16 protein-coding genes are annotated in these 19,876 nt (G+C 61.6%); 10 read left to right on the forward strand and 6 right to left on the reverse strand.

Going from position 1 to position 19,876, the window contains the following annotated elements:
* Positions 1-9 precede the first annotated feature (9 nt).
* Genes KUV39_RS17595 through ccmI form a run of 3 tightly spaced genes read right to left on the reverse strand, consistent with a single transcriptional unit; the run spans position 10 to position 1,979 of the window.
* A complete protein-coding gene (locus KUV39_RS17595) occupies positions 10-243 on the reverse strand; it encodes a DUF1289 domain-containing protein (protein ID WP_222460498.1) in 234 nt (77 codons plus the stop codon).
* A gap of 15 nt (positions 244-258) precedes the next feature.
* A complete protein-coding gene (gene ruvX / locus KUV39_RS17600; RefSeq protein ID WP_222460499.1) occupies positions 259-732 on the reverse strand; it encodes a Holliday junction resolvase RuvX in 474 nt (157 codons plus the stop codon).
* On the reverse strand, positions 729-1,979 hold the full coding sequence (gene ccmI, locus KUV39_RS17605; RefSeq protein ID WP_222460500.1) for a c-type cytochrome biogenesis protein CcmI: 1,251 nt from the start codon (positions 1,977-1,979) through the stop codon (positions 729-731). Before ccmI ends, ruvX begins: the two co-directional genes overlap by 4 nt.
* 316 nt (positions 1,980-2,295) lie before the next feature.
* Here ccmI and KUV39_RS17610 point away from each other — a divergent pair, with 316 nt between their 5' ends.
* The 8 genes from KUV39_RS17610 (at position 2,296) to KUV39_RS17645 (ending at position 9,998) form a co-directional block, all read left to right on the forward strand.
* Positions 2,296-3,540, forward strand: coding sequence for a sarcosine oxidase subunit beta family protein (locus tag KUV39_RS17610; RefSeq protein WP_008562504.1), 1,245 nt, complete (start codon positions 2,296-2,298; stop codon positions 3,538-3,540).
* A gap of 85 nt (positions 3,541-3,625) precedes the next feature.
* The gene (locus KUV39_RS17615; protein WP_008563085.1) at positions 3,626-3,955 is read left to right on the forward strand and encodes a sarcosine oxidase subunit delta; all 330 of its coding nucleotides are present in this window, start codon (positions 3,626-3,628) and stop codon (positions 3,953-3,955) included.
* A 55-nt stretch (positions 3,956-4,010) separates the two neighbouring features.
* On the forward strand, positions 4,011-7,043 hold the full coding sequence (locus KUV39_RS17620) for a sarcosine oxidase subunit alpha family protein (protein WP_222460501.1): 3,033 nt from the start codon (positions 4,011-4,013) through the stop codon (positions 7,041-7,043).
* Positions 7,036-7,602, forward strand: coding sequence for a sarcosine oxidase subunit gamma (locus tag KUV39_RS17625; RefSeq protein ID WP_050672553.1), 567 nt, complete (start codon positions 7,036-7,038; stop codon positions 7,600-7,602). Before KUV39_RS17620 ends, KUV39_RS17625 begins: the two co-directional genes overlap by 8 nt.
* 185 nt (positions 7,603-7,787) lie before the next feature.
* Positions 7,788-8,273: a hypothetical protein gene (locus KUV39_RS17630; protein WP_222460502.1), complete on the forward strand. Its 486-nt coding sequence runs from the start codon at positions 7,788-7,790 to the stop codon at positions 8,271-8,273.
* 312 nt (positions 8,274-8,585) lie between these two features.
* Positions 8,586-9,185, forward strand: coding sequence for a superoxide dismutase (locus tag KUV39_RS17635; RefSeq protein WP_008563207.1), 600 nt, complete (start codon positions 8,586-8,588; stop codon positions 9,183-9,185).
* A gap of 79 nt (positions 9,186-9,264) precedes the next feature.
* The gene (locus KUV39_RS17640) at positions 9,265-9,546 is read left to right on the forward strand and encodes a hypothetical protein (RefSeq protein ID WP_317962038.1); all 282 of its coding nucleotides are present in this window, start codon (positions 9,265-9,267) and stop codon (positions 9,544-9,546) included.
* A complete protein-coding gene (locus KUV39_RS17645) occupies positions 9,546-9,998 on the forward strand; it encodes a host attachment family protein (protein WP_222460503.1) in 453 nt (150 codons plus the stop codon). The genes KUV39_RS17640 and KUV39_RS17645 overlap by 1 nt, the downstream gene beginning before the upstream one ends.
* Positions 9,999-10,070: 72 nt before the next feature.
* Here the strand turns inward: KUV39_RS17645 and KUV39_RS17650 are convergent, their stop codons facing one another.
* Positions 10,071-10,619, reverse strand: coding sequence for an LOG family protein (locus KUV39_RS17650; RefSeq protein WP_037302275.1), 549 nt, complete (start codon positions 10,617-10,619; stop codon positions 10,071-10,073).
* A 154-nt stretch (positions 10,620-10,773) separates the two neighbouring features.
* Between KUV39_RS17650 and KUV39_RS17655 the strand changes: the two genes are divergently transcribed.
* Both KUV39_RS17655 and KUV39_RS17660 read left to right on the forward strand, forming a co-directional pair.
* Positions 10,774-12,522 carry a LysM peptidoglycan-binding domain-containing protein gene (locus KUV39_RS17655; protein WP_222460504.1) on the forward strand — a complete coding sequence of 583 codons (1,749 nt, stop codon included), beginning with the start codon at positions 10,774-10,776 and terminating at the stop codon, positions 12,520-12,522.
* Between the two features lie 119 nt (positions 12,523-12,641).
* Positions 12,642-14,450 (forward strand): ABCB family ABC transporter ATP-binding protein/permease, encoded by a 1,809-nt coding sequence (locus tag KUV39_RS17660; RefSeq protein WP_222460505.1) that lies wholly within the window; start codon positions 12,642-12,644, stop codon positions 14,448-14,450.
* A gap of 138 nt (positions 14,451-14,588) precedes the next feature.
* On the opposite strand, the gene KUV39_RS17665 is transcribed toward KUV39_RS17660, so the two are convergent.
* Positions 14,589-18,365, reverse strand: a complete 3,777-nt coding sequence (locus KUV39_RS17665; RefSeq protein ID WP_222460506.1) for an efflux RND transporter permease subunit — start codon at positions 18,363-18,365, stop codon at positions 14,589-14,591.
* Positions 18,362-19,618 (reverse strand): efflux RND transporter periplasmic adaptor subunit, encoded by a 1,257-nt coding sequence (locus tag KUV39_RS17670; protein ID WP_008559702.1) that lies wholly within the window; start codon positions 19,616-19,618, stop codon positions 18,362-18,364. The genes KUV39_RS17665 and KUV39_RS17670 overlap by 4 nt, the downstream gene beginning before the upstream one ends.
* Positions 19,619-19,876: the final 258 nt, after the last annotated feature.

Below are 19,876 nucleotides of genomic sequence, written 5' to 3' on the forward strand. Positions count from 1 at the left end.
TGCGCCGCGTCAGCCGCGCTTCAGTCTGGCGCTGCGCCCGCCGCGGCGCTTGGTCAGGTCACATGCGCGGGCCGGAAGCTGTTCAAGCAGGCTAGCGCGTTCCTCATTGGTCATCTTTGACCAGCGGGTGATCTCATCGATAGAGCGATAGCAGCCGGTACAGATCCGGGCCTCGGGGTGGACCACGCAGATCTGAATGCAGGGCGATTGCACTTCGTCGCGTTTCCAGACGTCTTGGCTCATGTCGTTGTTCCCGCCTTAACCTGTTTTCAGATGGCGCATCCGGTCAAGCGCCCCCTGCAGGATATAGGAGGCTGCCACGTGGTCGATAACCTCAGAGCGACGCTTTCTGCTCGTATCGGCCTCCAAAAGCGCTCTTTCCGCGGCAACTGTGCTCAGACGCTCGTCCCAAAAGCCGATGGGCAGATCCGTGAGCTGGCTGAGATTGCGGGCAAAGGCACGGGTTTTCTGGCAGCGGGGGCCTTCGGTGCCATCCATGTTGCGTGGCAGCCCAAGAAGCAGCGCGCCGATCTCGCGGGCCTTCACGATGTCGAAGAGCTTTTCGGCATCCAGCGTGAATTTCTTGCGTCGGATCGTTTCCAGAGGGGTCGCGACGGTGCCCATCCGGTCAGAGATGGCAACGCCAACGGTCTTGTCGCCAAAATCGAGACCGGCGATGGGGCTAAGGGAGGGAACGGCGGCCGCGAAGGCCTCGAAGTCGTCATAGATCATTCTGTCAGTCCTGCGCTTTGCGCGGCGGCGGTGATGGGGGCGAGAGCGTCGGGAGTGTCGGCAAAGACCTTCTGGGCCTCGGCATAGATCGCGCGGGCGCGGTCGGTTTCTTGCAGGACGCTCAATGCGCCGATCAGCTGGGCCCATTCCTGCGGTGTGCCGCCGGTGGTGGCGAGCCGGTCAGACAGCCCCTCGACCATGCCCCGGATCATCGCGGCGCGGTCTTCTGCGCTCATGTCCTGTGCGGCGGCGATGTCGGCGTCGCTTGGGCCAGAAATGGCGGGGCCACGGCCAGGAACCGGGGCGCTGCCGGGTTCGATGGGGGTATAATCCACACCGGCGCGAAACGCGATGTCTTCGATCTGGGCGGTGATGGCGGTGACCCATGGGGCGTTGGCCGGACCCATTGCAAGGGTTTCGCTCCAGACCTCATAGGCGATATCCGGACGGCCAATCTGTGCCATCATCAGCCCCCAGTAATAGCGGGCACCACCGTCGTAGCGATCAAGCGTAAGCGCAGTGCGCAGCGCGTCCTCTGCCTCTGGCGAGACATAGCCACCTGCGGCCATGATCTGCAGCTCTGCCAGCTCGCCGAAATCGCGGGCCTCAACATCGCCGGACATGATGCGGATATAATTTGCCTTGGCCTGCGCGGCGGCAGAGAAATTGCCAAGGTTGCCTTCGTGCTGGGCCAACAGGGCCTGACCCTGTGCGTCGTCCTTGCGCGCATTGGCGGTGTCGCGCAGCTGCTGGACAAGTTCGGCATAGCCCGGCTCAACCTCGCGCGGGGGGGAGGGGGGCAGATCTGCCTCGGCTTCGGCCTGGCTTGGACGGTTTGCCGCGCGCTCTGCGGCGGCGGCGATGCGCTGTTGCAGGCCAAGGTCGCTGTAGCCGGGGGCGCCCAGGGTGGAATAGAGCCCGTAGACGGCGCCAGAGACACCCACCACCACCAGGGCCGCCATGATGCTGCTTGCGGTTTTGGGCTGTGCCTTGCCTTCGGCGGCGGCGCGCATCTGTGCATCGGCGGTCAGAATGCGGCGGGAAATCTCGGTGCGGATGCGCTCTGCGTCGCTTTCCTGCAGGACGCCACGCGCCAGATCCTTGTCAACATCGCGTAGCTGTTGGCGATAGACGGCCAGATCATAGGCTGCCGCAGGTCCACCGCTGTCGCGCCCCCGGATCAGAACAAGAGACAGCAGACCGGCTGTGGCCAGGGTGATGAGGCTGATGACAATCCAGAAAGTCATGGGGGCTCCCGCAGTTTGTTCCCCATGTATAGCTGCAGGGGGGCGGAAAAAAGACCTAAACGCTGCGGCGTGCTGTCCTGTTGCTGACAGGGCCGCCGCCCAGAGCGTCATCTGGGTGGTCAGTCGAATGGCCGTTTGGGGGCGCAAGGGGGGCGGTGATCGCGCCGGGTTGGACCGGCCGGCTGATCTGTAACAGCTTTACGACCGGTTTACGGCGCGCATGTCGCAACCATACATAAATGCGACGATAAACGGCGCAGGCCTGGCATGCGTCTGGGGCATACCCGGTAACAGTCTCGAACCATCGGATTCGCCCATGAAACGTTATTCTGCCTTTGCTGTCGCGCGTGAGGCGCTGCGCTACCACACCGGATGGGAACGCGCCTGGCGCTCTCCTGAACCGAAACGCCGCTACGATGTCATTATCGTTGGCGCTGGTGGCCACGGTCTTGCCACTGCCTATTTCCTTGGAAAGAACTTCGGCATCACAAATGTCGCCGTTCTGGAAAAAGGCTGGTTGGGCGGCGGCAACACCGGGCGCAACACCACCATCATCCGCTCCAACTACCTTCAGGATCCCTCTGCGGCGATCTACGAGAAGGCGCGCTCTCTCTATGAGACGATGAGCCAGGACCTGAACTACAACGTGATGTTCTCGCCGCGTGGCGTCATCATGCTGGCCCAGACCGAGCACGAAGTGCGCGGCTACAAGCGGACCGCACATGCCAACGCGCTGCAGGGTGTACAGACCGAATGGATCGAGCCTGCCCGCGTCAAGGAACTGGTGCCGATCATCAACCTTGAAGGCCCGCGTTATCCGGTTCTGGGTGGCCTGTGGCAGGAACGTGGCGGCACCGCGCGCCATGATGCCGTGGCCTGGGGCTATGCCCGTGCGTGTTCTGCGATGGGCATGGACATCATCCAGAAATGCGAAGTCACCGGCGTGCGATCCGAAAACGGTCGTGTGGTCGGGGTCGACACCACCAAAGGTGCGATCGACTGTGACAAGCTGGGCATGGTGGTTGCGGGCAACTGTTCGCATCTCTCCGAAATGGCGGGTTTCCGTCTGCCGGTTGAATCCGTGGCGCTGCAGGCGCTGGTCTCCGAGCCGATCAAACCTTGCATGGATGTGGTCGTGATGGCGAACACCGTGCATGGCTACATGTCGCAGTCCGACAAGGGCGAGATGGTGATCGGTGGTGGTACCGACGGTTTCAACAACTACACCCAGCGCGGGTCTTTCCACCATATCGAGGAAACCGTGCGCGCGCTGAACGAAACCTTCCCGATGGTCAGCCGCCTGAAGATGCTGCGCCAGTGGGGCGGGATCGTGGATGTGACCGGCGACCGCTCGCCGCTGATCTCCAAAACGCCGGTGGACAACATCTTTGTCAACGCAGGCTGGGGCACCGGCGGCTTCAAGGCGATCCCCGGCTCTGGCTGGGCGATGGCGGAGCTGATGGCCACGGGCCACTCGCCGCTGGCCGAAGAGTTTTCGATGATGCGCTTCAAGGAAGGCAAGTTCATCGATGAGAGCGTTGCAGCGGGTGTGGCGCACTGATGCCGCGCACCGTCGCAAAATTCTTGGAAGAATTTTGCCAGGGATTGTCCAAAATCCTTGGCCCCCAGTTGGAGAGGTCCGCACAATGCTGATCCTTGAATGCCCATATTGCGGTGTCAAAGCCGAAGAAACCGAACTGGCCGCTGGCGGCGAAGCGCATCTGAAGCGCTTTGGCCCCGGTTCGTCGGACGAAGAGTTCCACGACTACCTGTTCATGCGCGAAAACCCCAAGGGCGTGCATTTCGAGCGCTGGCGCCATGCCAATGGTTGCGGCAAGTGGTTCCATGCTGCGCGCTGCACCATGACGCTGGAAGTCTTTGGCACCTACAGTGCCCAGACCACCGAGCCGCCCAAGGAAATCCAGGACAAGATTTCTGAAAAGCGTCCGAACTGGACATGGCGGGATGTGAAATGATCCGCCTGAGCCTCTCTTTCCTTTCTGTCGCCTTCTCTTGCGAAAGGTCCGCCACATGAGCACGCGCCTTGCCAAAAACGGCCGGTTGATCGACCGCTCCAAACAGATCGAATTCACCTTCAACGGCAAGCGGATGAAGGGCTATGCAGGCGATACGCTGGCCTCTGCCCTGTTGGCCAATGACCAGATGATGGTCGGTCGTTCGTTCAAGTATCACCGCCCCCGTGGTCTGGTTGCTGCGGGCCCCGAAGAGCCCAATGCGCTTGTGGGTCTAGGCACCGGCGATCGTTTTGAGCCGAACCAGCGCGCCACCACGACCGAGCTGTTCTCGGGTCTGTCGGCACAGTCGCAGAACCACTGGCCCAGCCTCGACTTTGACGTGCTGGCGATCAACAACAAGCTTGGCCGTTTCCTGACGGCGGGTTTCTATTACAAGATGTTCATCCACCCGCGTCCGCTGTGGAAACACGTCTACGAGCCGATCATCCGCCAGTCTGCTGGTCTGGGCAAAGCACCGGACAAAGAGCTGAAGGATGCAGACACCTACGAGCACTTCTATTTCTTCGCCGATGTGTTGGTGATTGGTGGTGGTGTGGCTGGTCTGCAGGCTGCCAAGGTCGCGGCACAGTCCGGCGCCAAGGTTCTGCTGCTTGAGCAGCACAACTACTGGGGTGGTCGTGCGCCGGTTGATGGCGGCACCATCGAGGGCATGGAGCCGGGTGCCTGGGTTGAGAAAACCCTGGAAGAGCTGCGCGGCATGGACAATGTCACCCTGCGCGATCGCTGCATGGGCGCAGGCGTCTATGACCACGGCTATGCGCTGGGGTATGAACGTCTGACCGATCACGCACCGGGGCAGGGTGGTCCGCGCCACCGCCTGTGGCGGATCCGGGCGAGCCAGATTGTCACCGCGACCGGTGCGATCGAGCGTCCGCTGTCCTTTGCAGGCAACGACATTCCCGGCGTCATGCTGGCAGCGTCGATGCGCGACTATGCGGTCAACTGGGGGGTGACCCCGGGCCAGAAGGTTGTGGTTGCCACCAACAACGACGACGCCTACCGCACCGCCATTGCGATGCATGGTGCCGGTGTCGAGGTGGTCCGCGTGCTGGATACCCGCGACAGCGGTGGCGGCAGTCTCATGGAAGAGGTGCGCGCATTGGGCATCCGTGTCGAATGTGGCCGCGCCATTGCCAAGGTCAAAGGCAGCAAGCGTGTCACTGGCGTGGCGATCTGCGCTCAGAACGGCGAGGGCGGTGCGCAGGAAGAGGTCGAGGCCGATGCGGTCGCGATGTCCGGTGGCTGGTCGCCAGTGGTCCACCTGTGGTCCCATTGCGGTGGCAAGCTGATCTGGGATGAGGCGCATGCCAACTTCCGCCCCGATCCAGAGCGTCCGCCACTGGGTGCGGATGGCAATGGCTTTGTCATTGCGGCCGGTGCCGCCAATGGCGCTGCAGGTCTGGCCGATGCGCTGCATGACGCGCAGACCGCCGGTGAAGCGGCTGCCAATGCCGCGGGTTTCACCCCCAAGGTTGGTGATGCACCTGCCGCCGTGGCGCCTGAAGAAAACGCGATGGAAGCTGTCTGGCTGATGCCTGCCAAGGCCGACATCAAGCTGCGCATGAAAACCTGGCTGGATTATCAGAACGACGTCAAAGTGTCGGATGTGCAGCTGGCAGCGCGCGAAGGCTTTGAAAGCGTTGAGCACACCAAGCGTTACACCACGCTGGGCATGGCGACCGATCAGGGCAAACTGTCCAACATCAACGGTCTGGCCATTCTGGCGGACTCGCTCGGCTCTGAAATTCCGCAGGTGGGCACCACCACCTTCCGTCCGCCCTATCACCCGATTTCGATGGGTGCGATCGGCGGTGAAGCCCGCGGTGAGATCTTCCAGCCGCTGCGCAAGACGCCGATGTATGACTGGCACGACAGCAACGGGGCGGATTGGGAACCGGTTGGCCAGTGGCGCCGTCCTTTCGCCTATGTCCGCTCTGGCGAGAGCCTGCATGACGCGGTGAACCGCGAGGTGAAGAACACCCGCGACAACCTCGGCCTGCTGGATGCATCGACCCTTGGCAAGCTGGTTGTCAAAGGACCGGATGCAGGCAAGTTCCTCGACATGATGTACACCAACATGATGTCGACACTGAAGCCGGGCAAATGTCGCTATGGTCTGATGTGTTCCGAGAACGGCTTCCTCATCGACGACGGTGTGGTTGCGCGTATCGACGAAGACACCTGGCTGTGCCACACCACCACCGGCGGCGCCGAGCGCATCCATGGTCACATGGAAGAATGGCTGCAGACCGAATGGTGGGACTGGAAAGTCTATGTTGCCAATGTCACCGAACAGCTGGCGCAGGTCGCCGTCGTTGGCCCCAACGCCCGCAAGGTGCTGGAAAAGCTGAACGAAAAAGCAGGCGGTGGCATGGATCTGTCCAAGGAAGCGCTGCCCTTCATGGAGTGGCGCGACGGAGAGATCGGCGGCTTCAAGGCGCGGGCCTATCGGATCTCCTTCTCGGGCGAGCTGTCTTACGAGATCGCGGTTGCAGCCTCTGACGGTCTGGCGTTCTGGACCGCGCTGATGGAAGCGGGTCAGGAATTCGGCGTGATGCCTTATGGCACCGAATGTCTGCACATCCTGCGGGCCGAGAAGGGCTTTATCATGATTGGTGATGAGACCGACGGCACTGTCATTCCGCAGGATCTGGGCCTGAACTGGGCGCTGTCCAAGAAGAAGGAAGACTTCCTCGGCAAGCGCGCCCATTCCCGCAGCCACATGGCCGACCCCGACCGTTGGCAGCTGGTGGGTCTGGAAACCGTTGATGGATCTGTCCTGCCGGATGGGGCCTATGCGGTGGGCAATGGCGTCAACGCCAATGGCCAGAAGAACACCATCGGTCGTGTGACCTCGACCTACTATTCGTCGAACCTGGGGCGTGGCATTGCCATGGGCCTGGTCAAGCATGGCCCCAGCCGCATGGGTGAGGTCATCGAGTTCCCCGGCACCGACGGGAAAATCTACAAGGCCAAGATCGTCGATCAGGTCTTTTACGACAAGGAAGGGGAAAAGCAGAATGTCTGATCCTGTCAGCGCAATGAATGGTGCGAAGTTCTCCGGCCTGGCACAGGTCGAGGACAGCGGTCTGCAGGGGATGATTACCCTGCGCGGTGATCTGGCATCTGACACCCTGAAGGCGGCCGTGAAGGCCGCCACCGGGGCAGATGTTCCTGCCAGCGGTCACGTGTCGCTCTCGGCTGAGGGCGGGGTGGCATGGATGTCGCCAGACGAATTGTTGCTGCTCGTTCCTTACGAGGTGGTTGACGCCAAGGTTGCTGATCTGGCAGAGGCACTGAAGGGCGAGCACGCATTGGCCGTCAACGTGTCGGACGCGCGCGGTGTGTTCCGCTTGTCCGGCGATGGCGCCCGCGAGGTTCTGGCCAAGATCTGCCCGGTGGACATGTCGGCTGAGGCTTTCAAGCCCGGTCAGTTCCGCCGCACCCGCATGGCCCAGGTCGCCGCGGCCTTCTGGCTGGACGATGATGGCGCATTCCATATCGTCTGCTTCCGCTCGGTCGCGGCCTATGTGTTCAATCTGTTGTCGGTATCCGCACATCCACAATCCAAGGTTGGCGTCTACTGATCTGCGACAATTTCACCTTGTGTGATCGTAAAGTCTTCGATAATCTGTCCCCGGTATTTCCGGGGGCATTTTACTGTCTTTCGGGGTGTTTTGCCCCATGTTTTTGTGCGCCGCCAGATCCAATTATTTGTGACTGAGAAGGACGAGGCTCATCGCCTGTCCTTTGGACGTGATTTGGGGTCGACATGGTCGGTTTGTCAAAAATCACTTCGCTCTTTGGGGCGAAGGTGGGTGCAGCTTTTGTCCTTGGACTTTCCGCCGGGACGCCTGCGCACGCGCTTGATGGCGAATTCCATTGTCATGTCAAATCCTTGTCCAGTCATGGATGGATCCCAAGAGAGATCCATCTGTCATTCAAGGACGGATGGAAGGGCGAAGTCTCTCACGATGGAAATTTCAGCGCCCTGTCAGGCCAGAAGCTGAGCGCGGGTTTTTTCGAGATGGGGCCGACGTCCTATCGGATCAGCTGGCTGATCAAGACGCCCTCCTTTGGCAATGGCGGGGATCTCGGAGAGATCCACTACCGCGCCATTCTCAACACCCGCAACATGAAGCTGTCGGTCCAGGTCATCTCTGACGTGGTGGATGTGGATCAGCCGCGTGGGGTGGGCGAATGCAGTCGTTTGATCAGCGAAATGGTGATCGAGGAAGCCGCCGCCGATCAGGGCTAGCAAGACAGGCCGCAATCCGACACTTCACGACAATGATCTCTGGATATGATCCGGCGCGGGTTCATGGCTATGACAACCGCCCCTCGGGCAGCGGCACCTGTGTGCGCAGCAACATCCCGATGAAGCGCTGATCCGCCCGGCAGGCGCAGGTGTCGCGGCGTTTGATCTGCGACATCTGCGCAGGGTGGCTGCGACCTCTTTACGAAAAGCCTTGGTTATTTTTTCGGTGTTTCCACGGCTTACCCTTGACCAAAGGGCGGACCAGCCGCATGTATCTGGCCAGGAACGCAACAATTCAGACAGGGGGCCCCAATGGCTTTTGAACTTCCCGATCTTCCCTACGCTCACGACGCTCTGGCATCCAAGGGCATGTCCGCTGAGACCCTGGAATACCACCACGACCTGCACCACAAGGCCTATGTCGACAACGGCAACAAGCTGATCGCCGGCACCGAGTGGGACGGCAAGTCGATGGAAGAGATCATCAAGGGCACCTATGACGCAAATGCGGTTGCTCAGAACGGTATCTTCAACAACATCTCCCAGCTGTGGAACCACAACCAGTTCTGGGAAATGATGGGTCCGGGCGAAAGCAAGATGCCGGGCGAGCTGGAGAAGGCCCTGGTCGACAGCTTTGGCTCTGTTGACAAGTTCAAGGAAGAATTCTCTGCCGCGGGCGCGGGTCAGTTCGGTTCCGGCTGGGCGTGGCTGGTCAAGGACACCGACGGTGGCCTGAAAGTGACCAAGACCGAAAACGGCGTGAACCCGCTGTGCTTTGGTCAGACTGCTCTGCTGGGTTGCGACGTGTGGGAGCACTCCTACTACATCGACTTCCGCAACAAGCGTCCCGCGTATCTGACCAACTTCCTTGACAACCTGGTCAACTGGGAAAACGTCGCGTCCCGCATGTGATCGCGATTTGGCACCTCTGCCTTTTGCAGAGAAGCCTTTGAAAACATTGACCCCGGCCGCCAGCGGTCGGGGTTTTTTCGTGTCTGATGACAGGGTTCAGGGGGAACAATCCGCGCTCTCAAAGGTTGTGTATCTGACGGAAACAGAGATGGAGGCCGCTATGGCAGACCGCGTGAGATCAAAGGATGGTCGTCAGGAGACCAAGGAGATCCTGGGGGCAGAGGGCACCATTTCCCAAGGCGGACGCACAGGGGGCCGACTGGCCCGAGAGGTCGCGACCGAAGACGAGAAAAAGCGCGCGATGGAGCGCCCGGCCGGTGCGACCCGCGTGACAAAATCCAACGAGCAGGAGGATCAGTAATGAGCGGATTGAAACATGGCAGCTACGTTCTGGTGGCAGATAGCGAAAAGGCCCTGCTGCTGGAAAACATGACCGATGCGCAGAACCCCAATCTGGAGGTGCGCAAGAAGGAAGAGCAGGACAACCCGTCCGATATCGAACAGTCGGCTAACCGGCCTGGCCGGATGCATGACGGGGGTGCCGGCCAGCGGTCTGCTCTGGATGACACGGACTGGCACGAACTGGCCAAGGAGCGGTTTGCAGATGATATTGCGGAGCTGCTGTACGCGCGCGCCCACAAGGGCAAGCTGGGTCCGATTGTTCTGGTCGCCGCGCCTCAGGTTCTGGGAGATTTGCGCGACAAGCTGCACAAGGAAGTGCAGGATCTGGTGATCGCAGAGATCCCCAAGAACCTGACCAATCACCCGATCGACAAGATCGAGGAGATCGTGACGCAGGAACTGGCCGCCTGATCGCGGCTGACTTGAATAGAACACGCGGCGCTGTCATGGCGCCGCGTTTTTTATGCGGCCTGCGCCAGGCCGTCAGACATGGGCGCTGATACGGGCCAGCGCGTCCTCTACCGATGTGACCCAAGTGAGAGCGGCAGTGGTTTCCTCGCCTGCAAACCCTTCGCCCACCACATGGTCGATCAGCGCCTTGAGCGGATCCCAGTAGCCATCGATATTGAGCACGAAGATCGGTTTGTGGTGCAGCTCCAGCTGGCGCCAGGTCAGAGCCTCGAACAGCTCGTCCAGTGATCCCGCGCCGCCAGGCAGCAGAACAACGGCGTCCGCGTTGTACAGCATCACCTTTTTGCGTTCGTGCATGGTTTCGGTGACCACATAGGTTTGCAGATCGGTCTTGGCGACTTCGCGACGCACCAGATGTTCGGGGATGACGCCAAATGTCTGCCCGCCGGCAGCCTGCGCCGCGCGCGCGACGCGCCCCATCAACCCCACATCCCCGGCACCATAGACCAGCCGCAGGTCCCGCTCGGCCAGCCCGCGGCCAAAGGCTTCGGCGGCCTCGCCATAGCTGCTGCGAGCGCCATCACGCGCCCCACAGTACACACAGACAGATTGAATACGCATGCTCAGCACCTTTTTTGTTGTGTTCTGCAGGGAAATAGGTCGTCCTTTGGTCCCTGATAGCCACATTGATCGGTTGGCTCAAGCAAGCGGGGGAGACATCCCGCAATATCGGCACACGGGCCTTGTCCGGAAGCGTCGAGAAGGAAGGAACGGAATGACGGATGAAGTGGGCAAAAGCGGCATGTCCGCGACGGCCATCGGTGGGGTCGCGGCTGTTGTCGCGGTGATTGGCGGCGTGATTTATCTGCAATGGGGCGGGGCATCGGACCCGGTCGCACCGGCAGATCAGAAGGGCGCGTCGGATGTTGTGGTGATATCGCCTGCAAATACGGATCAGGCAACTGCCACGCCAGCAGCCAGCGGTGCAGGGGACGCAGCGAATGATACCGCTGCACAAACCGGCACAGAGACACCCGCAACGACGGGTGCGCCAGAAACTGTGGCGGAGGCTGACACAGAGGTCAGCGCAGAGCCAGAACGAACTGCTGAACCCAGTGAAGAGGCGGCTGAACCGGCAAGCGATGCCGAGGATGTGGCAAATGCGGACGCGGCGGATGACGCCGCAACAGCCCCTGCTGCGGTAGACCCGGATGAAAGCGTGGCCGAGACAGGCGCGTCTCTGCCACCTCTTGCGGCGCCGGAGATGGATCTGGCACGCTTTGAAAGCGACGGCAGCGGTGTGATTGCAGGGCGCGCAGAGCCGGGAAGCGAGATTTCAATCCGGCTCGACGCTGCAGAGATTGACGCGCTGCGTGTTCCCGCAGACGGCAATTTCGTCGCCTTTGTCACCGTGCCCCTGTCGGATCAGCCGCAGGTGATTTCGCTCATCGCCCGCAGGGGAGAGGAAGAGCGTGCATCGGATGCGCAGTTCATTCTGGCTCCTGTTGCGCCCGTGGTTGTCGCCGAGGCAGCGCAGGCGCCGGTAGATCCTGCCCCGACCTCAGACACAGAAATCACTGCGACCGCCGAGGCGGACAGCGCAGAGGGGGCGGCCGAGGCGGCCGTCGAGGTGGTACAGGATCTGGCTGAGGATGTGACCACCGCAGTTGCGGATGCCGCAAATGAAACGGCAGAGGCGCTGGGGGATGCGGCGAGCGCGGTTGCAGCAGAGGTTGCAGCAGAGGTTGCAGAGATCGCAGACAGCGCGGCCGAGCCCGCAGCACCCCAGCCAGTGGATGCACCTGACCCCGTGGCCGAGCCGCAGTCAGCACCACTGGTCGCAGACACCGCCCAGAGCGATCCGCAGCCGGTGCCAGAGACGACAGAGACTGCAGATGCGGGCGCGGATGTGGATCCTGCACCGAAACCCGCAGCCCCCAAGCAGGTCGCCGTGTTGCGGTCTGATGCCTCTGGTGTGCAGCTGGTGCAGCCCGCAACCCCTGCAAATGGCGCCCCCGCCACCGGTGTGGCGCTGGATACCATTTCCTATGATGCTGAAGGGGATGTGATCCTCAGCGGACGGGGAGAGGCCGATGCTGTCGTGCGCGCCTATCTCGACAACAAGGCGGTCGCGGATCTTGCGGTGGCAGGTGACGGGCGCTGGACAGGCAAGCTGGCGAATGTGGCGCCGGGCATCTACAACCTGCGCCTTGATGCGCTGGATGCGTCAGGCAAGGTGCTGAGCCGCCTTGAGACGCCCTTCAAGCGGGAAGCCCCGGAAGTGCTGGCTCCGGCGCCAGAAACGCCCGCCGCGCCAGATGCAGCGCCTGTTGCCGACAGCACCACACCAGTGCCGCCCGTGCGGGCAATCACCGTGCAAAAGGGCGACACGCTTTGGGCGATTTCGCGAGAGCGCTATGGGGATGGGTTGCTTTATGTGCGGGTGTTTGACGCCAACCGTGACGCAATCCGCAATCCTGATCTGATCTATCCGGGACAGGTCTTTACCATCCCGGAGCAGTGAGACTGCGTTGACGTTTTGCGCCGTCCCGGTGTGTCGCTGCCCGCCTGCCAATCTGGTGGGGCGGCTGGCCAAACCGGGGCGGCGCGCCTATGTCATAGGTCTTGGAACAAGGACATGTGATGACTGACACTGAAAAGACAACGGCGCAGGACGAACGCCGATCCGGTCTGCGGACCCTGCGCAAGGTTGGGCCCTATCTCTGGCCCAAGGATCAGGCCTGGGTGAAATACCGCGTGGTGGCGGCGCTGGCGGTTTTGGTGCTGGCCAAGGTGATCGCAGTCTATACGCCCATGCTGTACAAGGGCGCTGTCGACAGCCTGGCCGGTGAAGGCGTGCCGCCGCTGGCGCTTGGGGCGGTGGGGCTGACTGTCGCCTACGGGATGGCCCGGATCCTCACGACCGGCTTTCAACAGCTGCGTGATGCGGTCTTTGCCCCGGTGGGACAGCGCGCGCTGCGCCGTCTGGCACTGGAGACCTTCCGTCATATCCACCGCCTGTCCATGCGCTATCACATCACGCGCAAGACCGGCGGGCTGAGCCGCATCATCGAGCGTGGCGTAAAAGGCGTGGAGTTCCTGCTGCGTTTCTTGCTGTTCTCGATCGGTCCTCTGATCCTGGAGTTGACGCTGGTCGCGGTGATCCTCGCGGTGCTGTTTGACATTTGGTATCTGGTGGTCGTTGCGGTGACGGTCGGGCTTTATGTCTGGTTCACCTTTGCCGTGACCGAATGGCGGGTGAAACTGCGCCGTGAGATGAACAATCAGGATACCGACGCCAACCAAAAGGCCATCGACAGCCTGCTGAACTATGAAACGGTCAAGTATTTCGGGGCCGAGGAGCGGGAGGCCGCGCGCTATGACGTGGCCATGCGCGGCTATGCCCGTGCCGCTCTCAAGACGGCGTATTCGCTGGCATTCCTGAACTTTGGCCAGAGCCTTGTGATTACCGCTGGTCTGGTTGCGGTGATGGTGATGGCGGCCATTGGTGTGCAGGCGGGGCAGCTGACGGTTGGTGATTTCGTCATGGTCAACGCCTACATGATCCAGATCACCGTACCGTTGAACTTCCTTGGGACGGTCTATCGCGAAATCCGCCAGAGCCTTGTCGACATGGGAGAGATGTTTGACCTGATCGAGCAGGACCCGGATGTCACCGACCGGCCCGGAGCGGGCGAGCTGCAGGTCAAGGGCGGCACCATCACCCTGAAGGATGTCCGTTTCGGCTATGACAGTGATCGCCAGATCCTCAAAGGTGTCAGCTTGACAGCCAAGGCGGGAGAGACAGTGGCGATTGTGGGCTCAACCGGGTCTGGCAAATCCACGATTGGGCGGCTGTTGTTCCGCTTCTACGATGTCACCAGCGGTGCGTTGTGCATTGACGGTCAGGATGTGCGCGATGTGACGCAGAAGAGCCTGCATTCGGCCATCGGCGTGGTGCCGCAGGATACGGTGCTGTTCAACGACACGATCCGCTACAACATCGCCTATGGGCGCGACGGGGCCACGCAGGAGGAGGTGGAGCAGGCCGCTAAGGATGCCCAGATCCACGATTTCATCCTGCGTCTGCCCGAAGGCTATGACACCCAGGTGGGAGAGCGCGGGCTGAAACTGTCCGGAGGCGAGAAACAGCGTGTGGGCATCGCGCGCACCTTGTTGAAGAACCCGCCGATCCTGCTGCTGGACGAGGCGACATCGGCGCTGGATACCGACACCGAGCAGGAGATCAAGGACGCGCTGACCCGCGCGGGGCAGGGGCGCACGGTGATCACCATCGCCCACCGCCTGAGCACGGTTGCCGAAGCCGATCAGATCATCGTGCTGGAGCAGGGCGAGATCGCAGAGCAAGGCACCCATGATGAATTGCTGGCCCGCGATGGACGCTATGCGCATCTGTGGCAGCGCCAGCAATCGGATCAGGATGCTGCGTGATTAGCGCGGGCATCCAACCGCATCGGGCCTTGGTGCCGTGATCGGCTGTCTTGCAGTCGTTGCAGCACTATCCGGCCCCTGACGCCGAGCACACAAAACAAAAAGCCCCGCTCTAGAGCGGGGCTTTTTTTGGTGGGGTTACTCGGCTGCGCGGAGCGAGGGGTTGGTGGGCGCCTCGGCGTCGGCCTCTTCCTTGCTTTCGTTATCAAGCCTGCCTTCCCGCTCCCACAGGATTTCGGTGGTGGGCAGGGTGCGGGCCTTGGTGGCCAGGCGCATGTCGCGGGCGATCCGGCTGGACCGGCCCCCCGTCAGCCGCGCAAACAGGCGACCAAGGGCCGCGACGTAGATCCACAGCCAGACCCGGATCGCCAGGAGCGACGGCGTCACCAGAAGGGTCAGCACGGTTGCAATGCCAAGACCAAAGACCACGGCGGTTGCCAGCTGCTTCCACCACAGGGAGGTCGGGCTGTCGATGGAGTAGCCGCCGTTGATGAAATCGAGGCTGAGCCCGAACATCATCGGTGCAAGGCCCGCCATCGTGGTGATCGTGGTCAACAGAACCGGACGGATCCGCGCCTCTGCAGTGCGGATGATCGCCTCGATGCGGGGCATCTTGCGGGCAAATTCCTGATAGGTGTCGATCAGGACGATGTTGTTGTTCACAACGATCCCGGCCAGGGCCACGATGCCGGTGCCTGTCATGATGATCGAGAAGGGCTGTTTCATCACCATCATGCCGATCAGCACGCCAGTGGTGGACAGAACCACCGCCAACAGCACCAGGATAGAGTTGTAGAAACTGTTGAACTGGGCCAGCAGGATCACGAACATCAAGGCCAGAGCCCCGGCAAAGGCCTTGGACAGGAAGGCGCCGGATTCGGCCTGTTCTTCCTGATCGCCTGTCCACTCCCACGTGATGTCAGCCGGGAACGGTGAGGTTTCCAGCCACTCGGTGAGCTTGGCGATCCGCTCGTTCGGGTTCAAGACAACAACACGCGCGCCATCTGCCAGCGCCTCTTTCAGCGCTTCGGTGTCCTGCGCCTGCTCCAGCTGGAACAGCGACAGCTGCATGCCGCTGGATGATGTGAGGGGGCCATCGGCGTCGAGTTTCACATAGGCAAGCGTCTCATCGGTGCCGCTGTTCGGGTTGGGCGCCACGACCTTTGCCACGGCAGCTTCGATGTCGGCCTTCACGTCGTAATAGCGCTGCTGCTGGACGCGGTTGATTTCCGCCAGCTTTGGGACGGGCTGGCGGGTGATGAAGTTGGACAGTGGCACCAACCCGTCTTCGGTGCGCAGTTTGAGCGCATCGAGGGTTGAGAGAACGCGGTCCTCCTCGGGCAGGCGGACGCGGATTTCGATCTCCTCGTCAGAGCTGTCAACGCGCATGGTATCCAAGAGGATGCCGCGTGTGACCAGCTGCACCATTGCACCAACGGTGGCCACGTCCGCGCCATAGCGGCCCGCCTTTTCGACATCCACGTCGATCTGCCAGTCGATGCCGGGCAGGGGCAGGCTGTCTTCGATCAGGTCGAGCCCGGGGGTCGCCTCAAACTTGGCGCGGGCCTGAGCGGTGGCAGCTGTCAGCGTCTCCCAGTTGTCACCCTTGATGCGCAGGTGCACAGGCTTGCCCGATGCCGGACCCTGGGCCAGCGCGCGGATTTCAGCCTCGAAACCGGGCAGTTCGGCCAGTTCGGCGTTGATCTCGTCGATGACAGTGTCGCCATCGAATTCGGTGGCAGTCACCTCGCGGGTGAACCAGCCATTGAACCAGCTTTCCGTCTGGGTTGGACGGTCTTCCCATGGGATGATCTCGAACTGGACCTGACCGATGGTGTCCGGCGGCGTCTGCGCGCCAGAGGCATCGGTATTGAGCCCGCCTTCACCGGCAAAGGAGAAGACGTTCACAACCGCCGGATGGGACAGGATCACCTGTTCGGTCAGGCGCACCATTTCGTCTTCCTCCATCAAGGAGGTGTTGCCGCGGGCGCGGACATAGGCGGTGGCCTGTTCGGGTTCGGATTCCACAAAGAATTCGACGCCATAGTTGTTTTCACTGAAGGTGGCGAAAACGGTCATGATGGCAAAGGCCACAGCGCCGACCGTAACCACCGGCATGATCGGATTGCCGACGATGAACTTGATGAAGTGACCAAAGGGCGTGTGCTGATGGCCGGGATCCACCGGTTTTTCGCGGCGGGTCAGCTGGGCGGCCTGCAGGGTGACAGAGGCGCCAAAGGCCGACAGGACAAAGACCAAAGCGCCAACAATCAGCGCGGCGGGACCTGCCGTTTCGGCAGGGAGAAGATAGCCCGGGTTCAGCATCTGCATCGCCCCTGCAAACATCCCCCACAGCGCCACCGGCACGAGAGCTGCACGCACCCACCAGGGCGCAACTGCGCGCAGGCCAGCGGCCATACGTTCAAAGACGCGGCTCATCCGGCCAGAGACACCACCCATGACCGGAAGGTAGATCAGCGCAACCACGAGGGAGGCGGAGAGAACGAAGATCAGCGTGACGGGCAACATGCCCATGAATTCACCAGGCACGCCGGGCCAGAACAGCATGGGCAGGAACGCGCAGAGCGTCGTTGCGGTCGAGGATACCACCGGCCAGAACATGCGTTGGGCGGCCTCGACGTAGGCGTGCATCGGGCCCGTGCCCTCGCTGATGCGCTTGTCGGCGTATTCCACCACCACGATGGCGCCATCCACCAGCATGCCCACTGCAAGGATCAGACCGAACATCACGATGTTCGAAATGCTGACACCCATCACCGCAAGAAAGGCAAAACACAACAGGAACGAGGTCGGGATGGCAAAACCAACCAGCAGCGCGGCGCGGCTGCCAAGCGAGGCGAGCACAACGATCATCACCAGTGCCACCGCCGTCAGAACGGAGCCTTCAAGCTGGCTGACCATAGAGCCGACAACCCGGCTCTGGTCGTTTGACGTGCCCACCTGAACCGCGGCCTGCAGTTCTGGCGGCCATTTGGTCTTGGCCTTGTCGAGGGTCTCTTTGACCAGATCGACGGTATCGATCAGGTTATAGCCTTTGCGCTTGACCACCTGAAGCGCCACCGTGTCTTCGCCGTTGAAGCGCGCAGTACCGCGGCGGTCCTCGAAGGTGAAGTTGATGGTGGCCAGCTCGCCCAGTGTCACCACTCGGTCGCCGTTGGTCTTGACCGGGAGGGCATAGATGTCGCGCACATCGTCAAAGGACGATGGGATTTTGACGGAGAAGGTGCCCTGATTGGTTTCGACTTCACCGGCTGCAATCAGCTGGTTGTTGTTCTGGACAACGGTAATCAGTTCCAGCGCGGTGACGTTGTAGGCCTCAAGGCGCAAGGGGTCGATCAGCACTTCGACCATTTCATCGCGGTTGCCCGCAATCCCGGCCTCCAGGACCGGTTCCAGCGCTTCCAGTTCGTCCTGCAAGTCCTTGGCAATACGGGCCATTGTCCGTTCCGGAACGGCGCCGGTCAGGTTGACAATCACAATCGGGAATTCGGAGAAGTTGATTTCGTTGATCGAATACTTTTCCGCCCCTTCCGGGAATTCGGCCTCGGCGGAATCCATCGCATCCCGCACATCGGCCATGATCGCGGTCTTGTCCCAGCCAAAGTCGAACTCCAGCGCGACGCCGGCATAGCCCTCTGCGGCAGTGGCCGACATCTTGTCGAGCCCGTCCAGATCGGCAAGCTCGGTCTCCATGACCTTAACCAGCAGGGTTTCGGCGTCCTCGGCCGAGATGCCGGGGAAGGGGACAGAGATGAAAAGGGCGGGGATTTCGATGTCAGGCTCGCCTTCCTTGGGGAGCGAGGCATAGGCAAAACCGCCGACCAGAATGGAGATGGCGATAAACGCCAGAATCATGCGCGCCCGTTCGGCGGCCCAGCTGACGATACCGGTCATTGGCTGGCCTCTTTATAGGTGGCAGTGACAGGGACGCCTGCCACGACAAAATCCTGGCCAACCACGATCACGTCGGCCTGTTCGGGCAGGCCCGCGACCCAGACGCCGTCTGAGGTGTCCCGCAGCAGGGTTACGGGGAAGAAGGCGACGATGCTGTCAGCGCCCACAACACGCACCCCCAGTTGACCGTCGTTGTTGAGCGTGAGGGCCGATTGCGGCAGCAGATGTGCCTTGGTGCCCTCGGCGGCGATCACGATGTCAGCGGTCTGGCCGTCACGGATGGCGAGACCGGGGTTGGGGATGGTGATTTCCACCTCAAATGTGCGGGTGGTCGGATCGGCAGAACGGCTGATGAAGGTCACTTTGCCGCTGACCTGTTTGCCGGTTGCAAGCTCCGCTCCGGCTGTGGCGCCGATCTTCACGCGGTTCACTTCGGTTTCCGGGACAAAGCCGACGATCTTGATGGTGTCCAGTTGGATCACCGTGGCACAGAGGCTGCCGGGCTGCATCAGGCTGCCAAGTTCGGCCGCGTCGCTTTCCAGCAGACCGTCAAAGGGCGCAAGGATGTCGAGGCGTGCCATTTCCTTTTCGGAGGCTGCAACCTGAGCAGAGGCTGCTTCGATGCCGGCGCGGGTGGTTTCCAGACCGGTTTCCGCCGTCGCGACGCCTGCAACCGCGGAACGCTCTGCCGCCTGCGCGGCTGCGAGGCGGGTTTCCGAGGCATAGCCACCTTCGGATAGTTTCTGCGCTGCCGTCAGGTTGATGCCTGCTTCCTTCAGGCGGGCGCGGGCCTCATCCAGACGGGCCTGGGCTTCGGGGACGCGGATCTTGGCCTCTGCAAGACGGGCCTTGGCCTCCAACAGGGTGGCGGGGCGGGTGCCCGGGTCCAGCTTGCACAGGAGATCCCCGGCCTTGACCTGCGCACCTTTGCGCAGCGGTTCGGAGACAACTGTTGATGTGGTTTCTGCGCGCACTTCTACCTGGCGGGCGGCTTCTGTCTGGCCCCGCAGGATGACCGCGCTGTCGATCCCGCGGGCGGTGCTGCGCAGGGCCACAACCCGAACACGGGCCGCGCCGGATTTTTCTGCGTTGTCTGTGGCCGGTGCGGCCACTGGCGCTGTGGCTTCTGCCGATGTGTCGGTGGCAACAGCGTCTTCGCCACGGGCAAAGGCAAGCAGCGCCTCACGCTCGATCACGGCATAATACAAGCCGGTGGTCACAATTGCGGCAGTCAGCAATGGAATTACACGCATACGGGGCCTTCCTAAACGTCAGTCGTCCCTCAAGGGGTACTATAAGACCAGTCAACATCCGCGCCAAATCGGGCGCACACTGGCAAATTTGCGCCAAGTGATAAGTGCCATATAGGGTTTGTCCACACTGAACTATGTAGTTCAGTTCACATTTTTTGCTGTTTCTGGCGGATTTGTGGGCAATCGGTAACGACAGCGCCACTTGGCTTGGCATCTGTTGCACTGTAAGAGAGGCTGAACACAGGAAACTTTCCGTCA

It is taken from the genome of Phaeobacter italicus (genome assembly GCF_019801785.1).
Taxonomy (GTDB): Bacteria; Pseudomonadota; Alphaproteobacteria; order Rhodobacterales; family Rhodobacteraceae; genus Phaeobacter; species Phaeobacter italicus.

Coding starts and splice junctions, on each gene's coding strand:
- KUV39_RS17595 (WP_222460498.1), bottom strand. CDS start 243: ATGAGCCAAGACGTCTGGAAACGCGACGAAGTGCAATCGCCCTGCATT.
- ruvX (WP_222460499.1), bottom strand. CDS start 732: ATGATCTATGACGACTTCGAGGCCTTCGCGGCCGCCGTTCCCTCCCTT.
- ccmI (WP_222460500.1), bottom strand. CDS start 1,979: ATGACTTTCTGGATTGTCATCAGCCTCATCACCCTGGCCACAGCCGGT.
- KUV39_RS17610 (WP_008562504.1), top strand. CDS start 2,296: ATGAAACGTTATTCTGCCTTTGCTGTCGCGCGTGAGGCGCTGCGCTAC.
- KUV39_RS17615 (WP_008563085.1), top strand. CDS start 3,626: ATGCTGATCCTTGAATGCCCATATTGCGGTGTCAAAGCCGAAGAAACC.
- KUV39_RS17620 (WP_222460501.1), top strand. CDS start 4,011: ATGAGCACGCGCCTTGCCAAAAACGGCCGGTTGATCGACCGCTCCAAA.
- KUV39_RS17625 (WP_050672553.1), top strand. CDS start 7,036: ATGTCTGATCCTGTCAGCGCAATGAATGGTGCGAAGTTCTCCGGCCTG.
- KUV39_RS17630 (WP_222460502.1), top strand. CDS start 7,788: ATGGTCGGTTTGTCAAAAATCACTTCGCTCTTTGGGGCGAAGGTGGGT.
- KUV39_RS17635 (WP_008563207.1), top strand. CDS start 8,586: ATGGCTTTTGAACTTCCCGATCTTCCCTACGCTCACGACGCTCTGGCA.
- KUV39_RS17645 (WP_222460503.1), top strand. CDS start 9,546: ATGAGCGGATTGAAACATGGCAGCTACGTTCTGGTGGCAGATAGCGAA.
- KUV39_RS17650 (WP_037302275.1), bottom strand. CDS start 10,619: ATGCGTATTCAATCTGTCTGTGTGTACTGTGGGGCGCGTGATGGCGCT.
- KUV39_RS17655 (WP_222460504.1), top strand. CDS start 10,774: ATGACGGATGAAGTGGGCAAAAGCGGCATGTCCGCGACGGCCATCGGT.
- KUV39_RS17660 (WP_222460505.1), top strand. CDS start 12,642: ATGACTGACACTGAAAAGACAACGGCGCAGGACGAACGCCGATCCGGT.
- KUV39_RS17665 (WP_222460506.1), bottom strand. CDS start 18,365: ATGACCGGTATCGTCAGCTGGGCCGCCGAACGGGCGCGCATGATTCTG.
- KUV39_RS17670 (WP_008559702.1), bottom strand. CDS start 19,618: ATGCGTGTAATTCCATTGCTGACTGCCGCAATTGTGACCACCGGCTTG.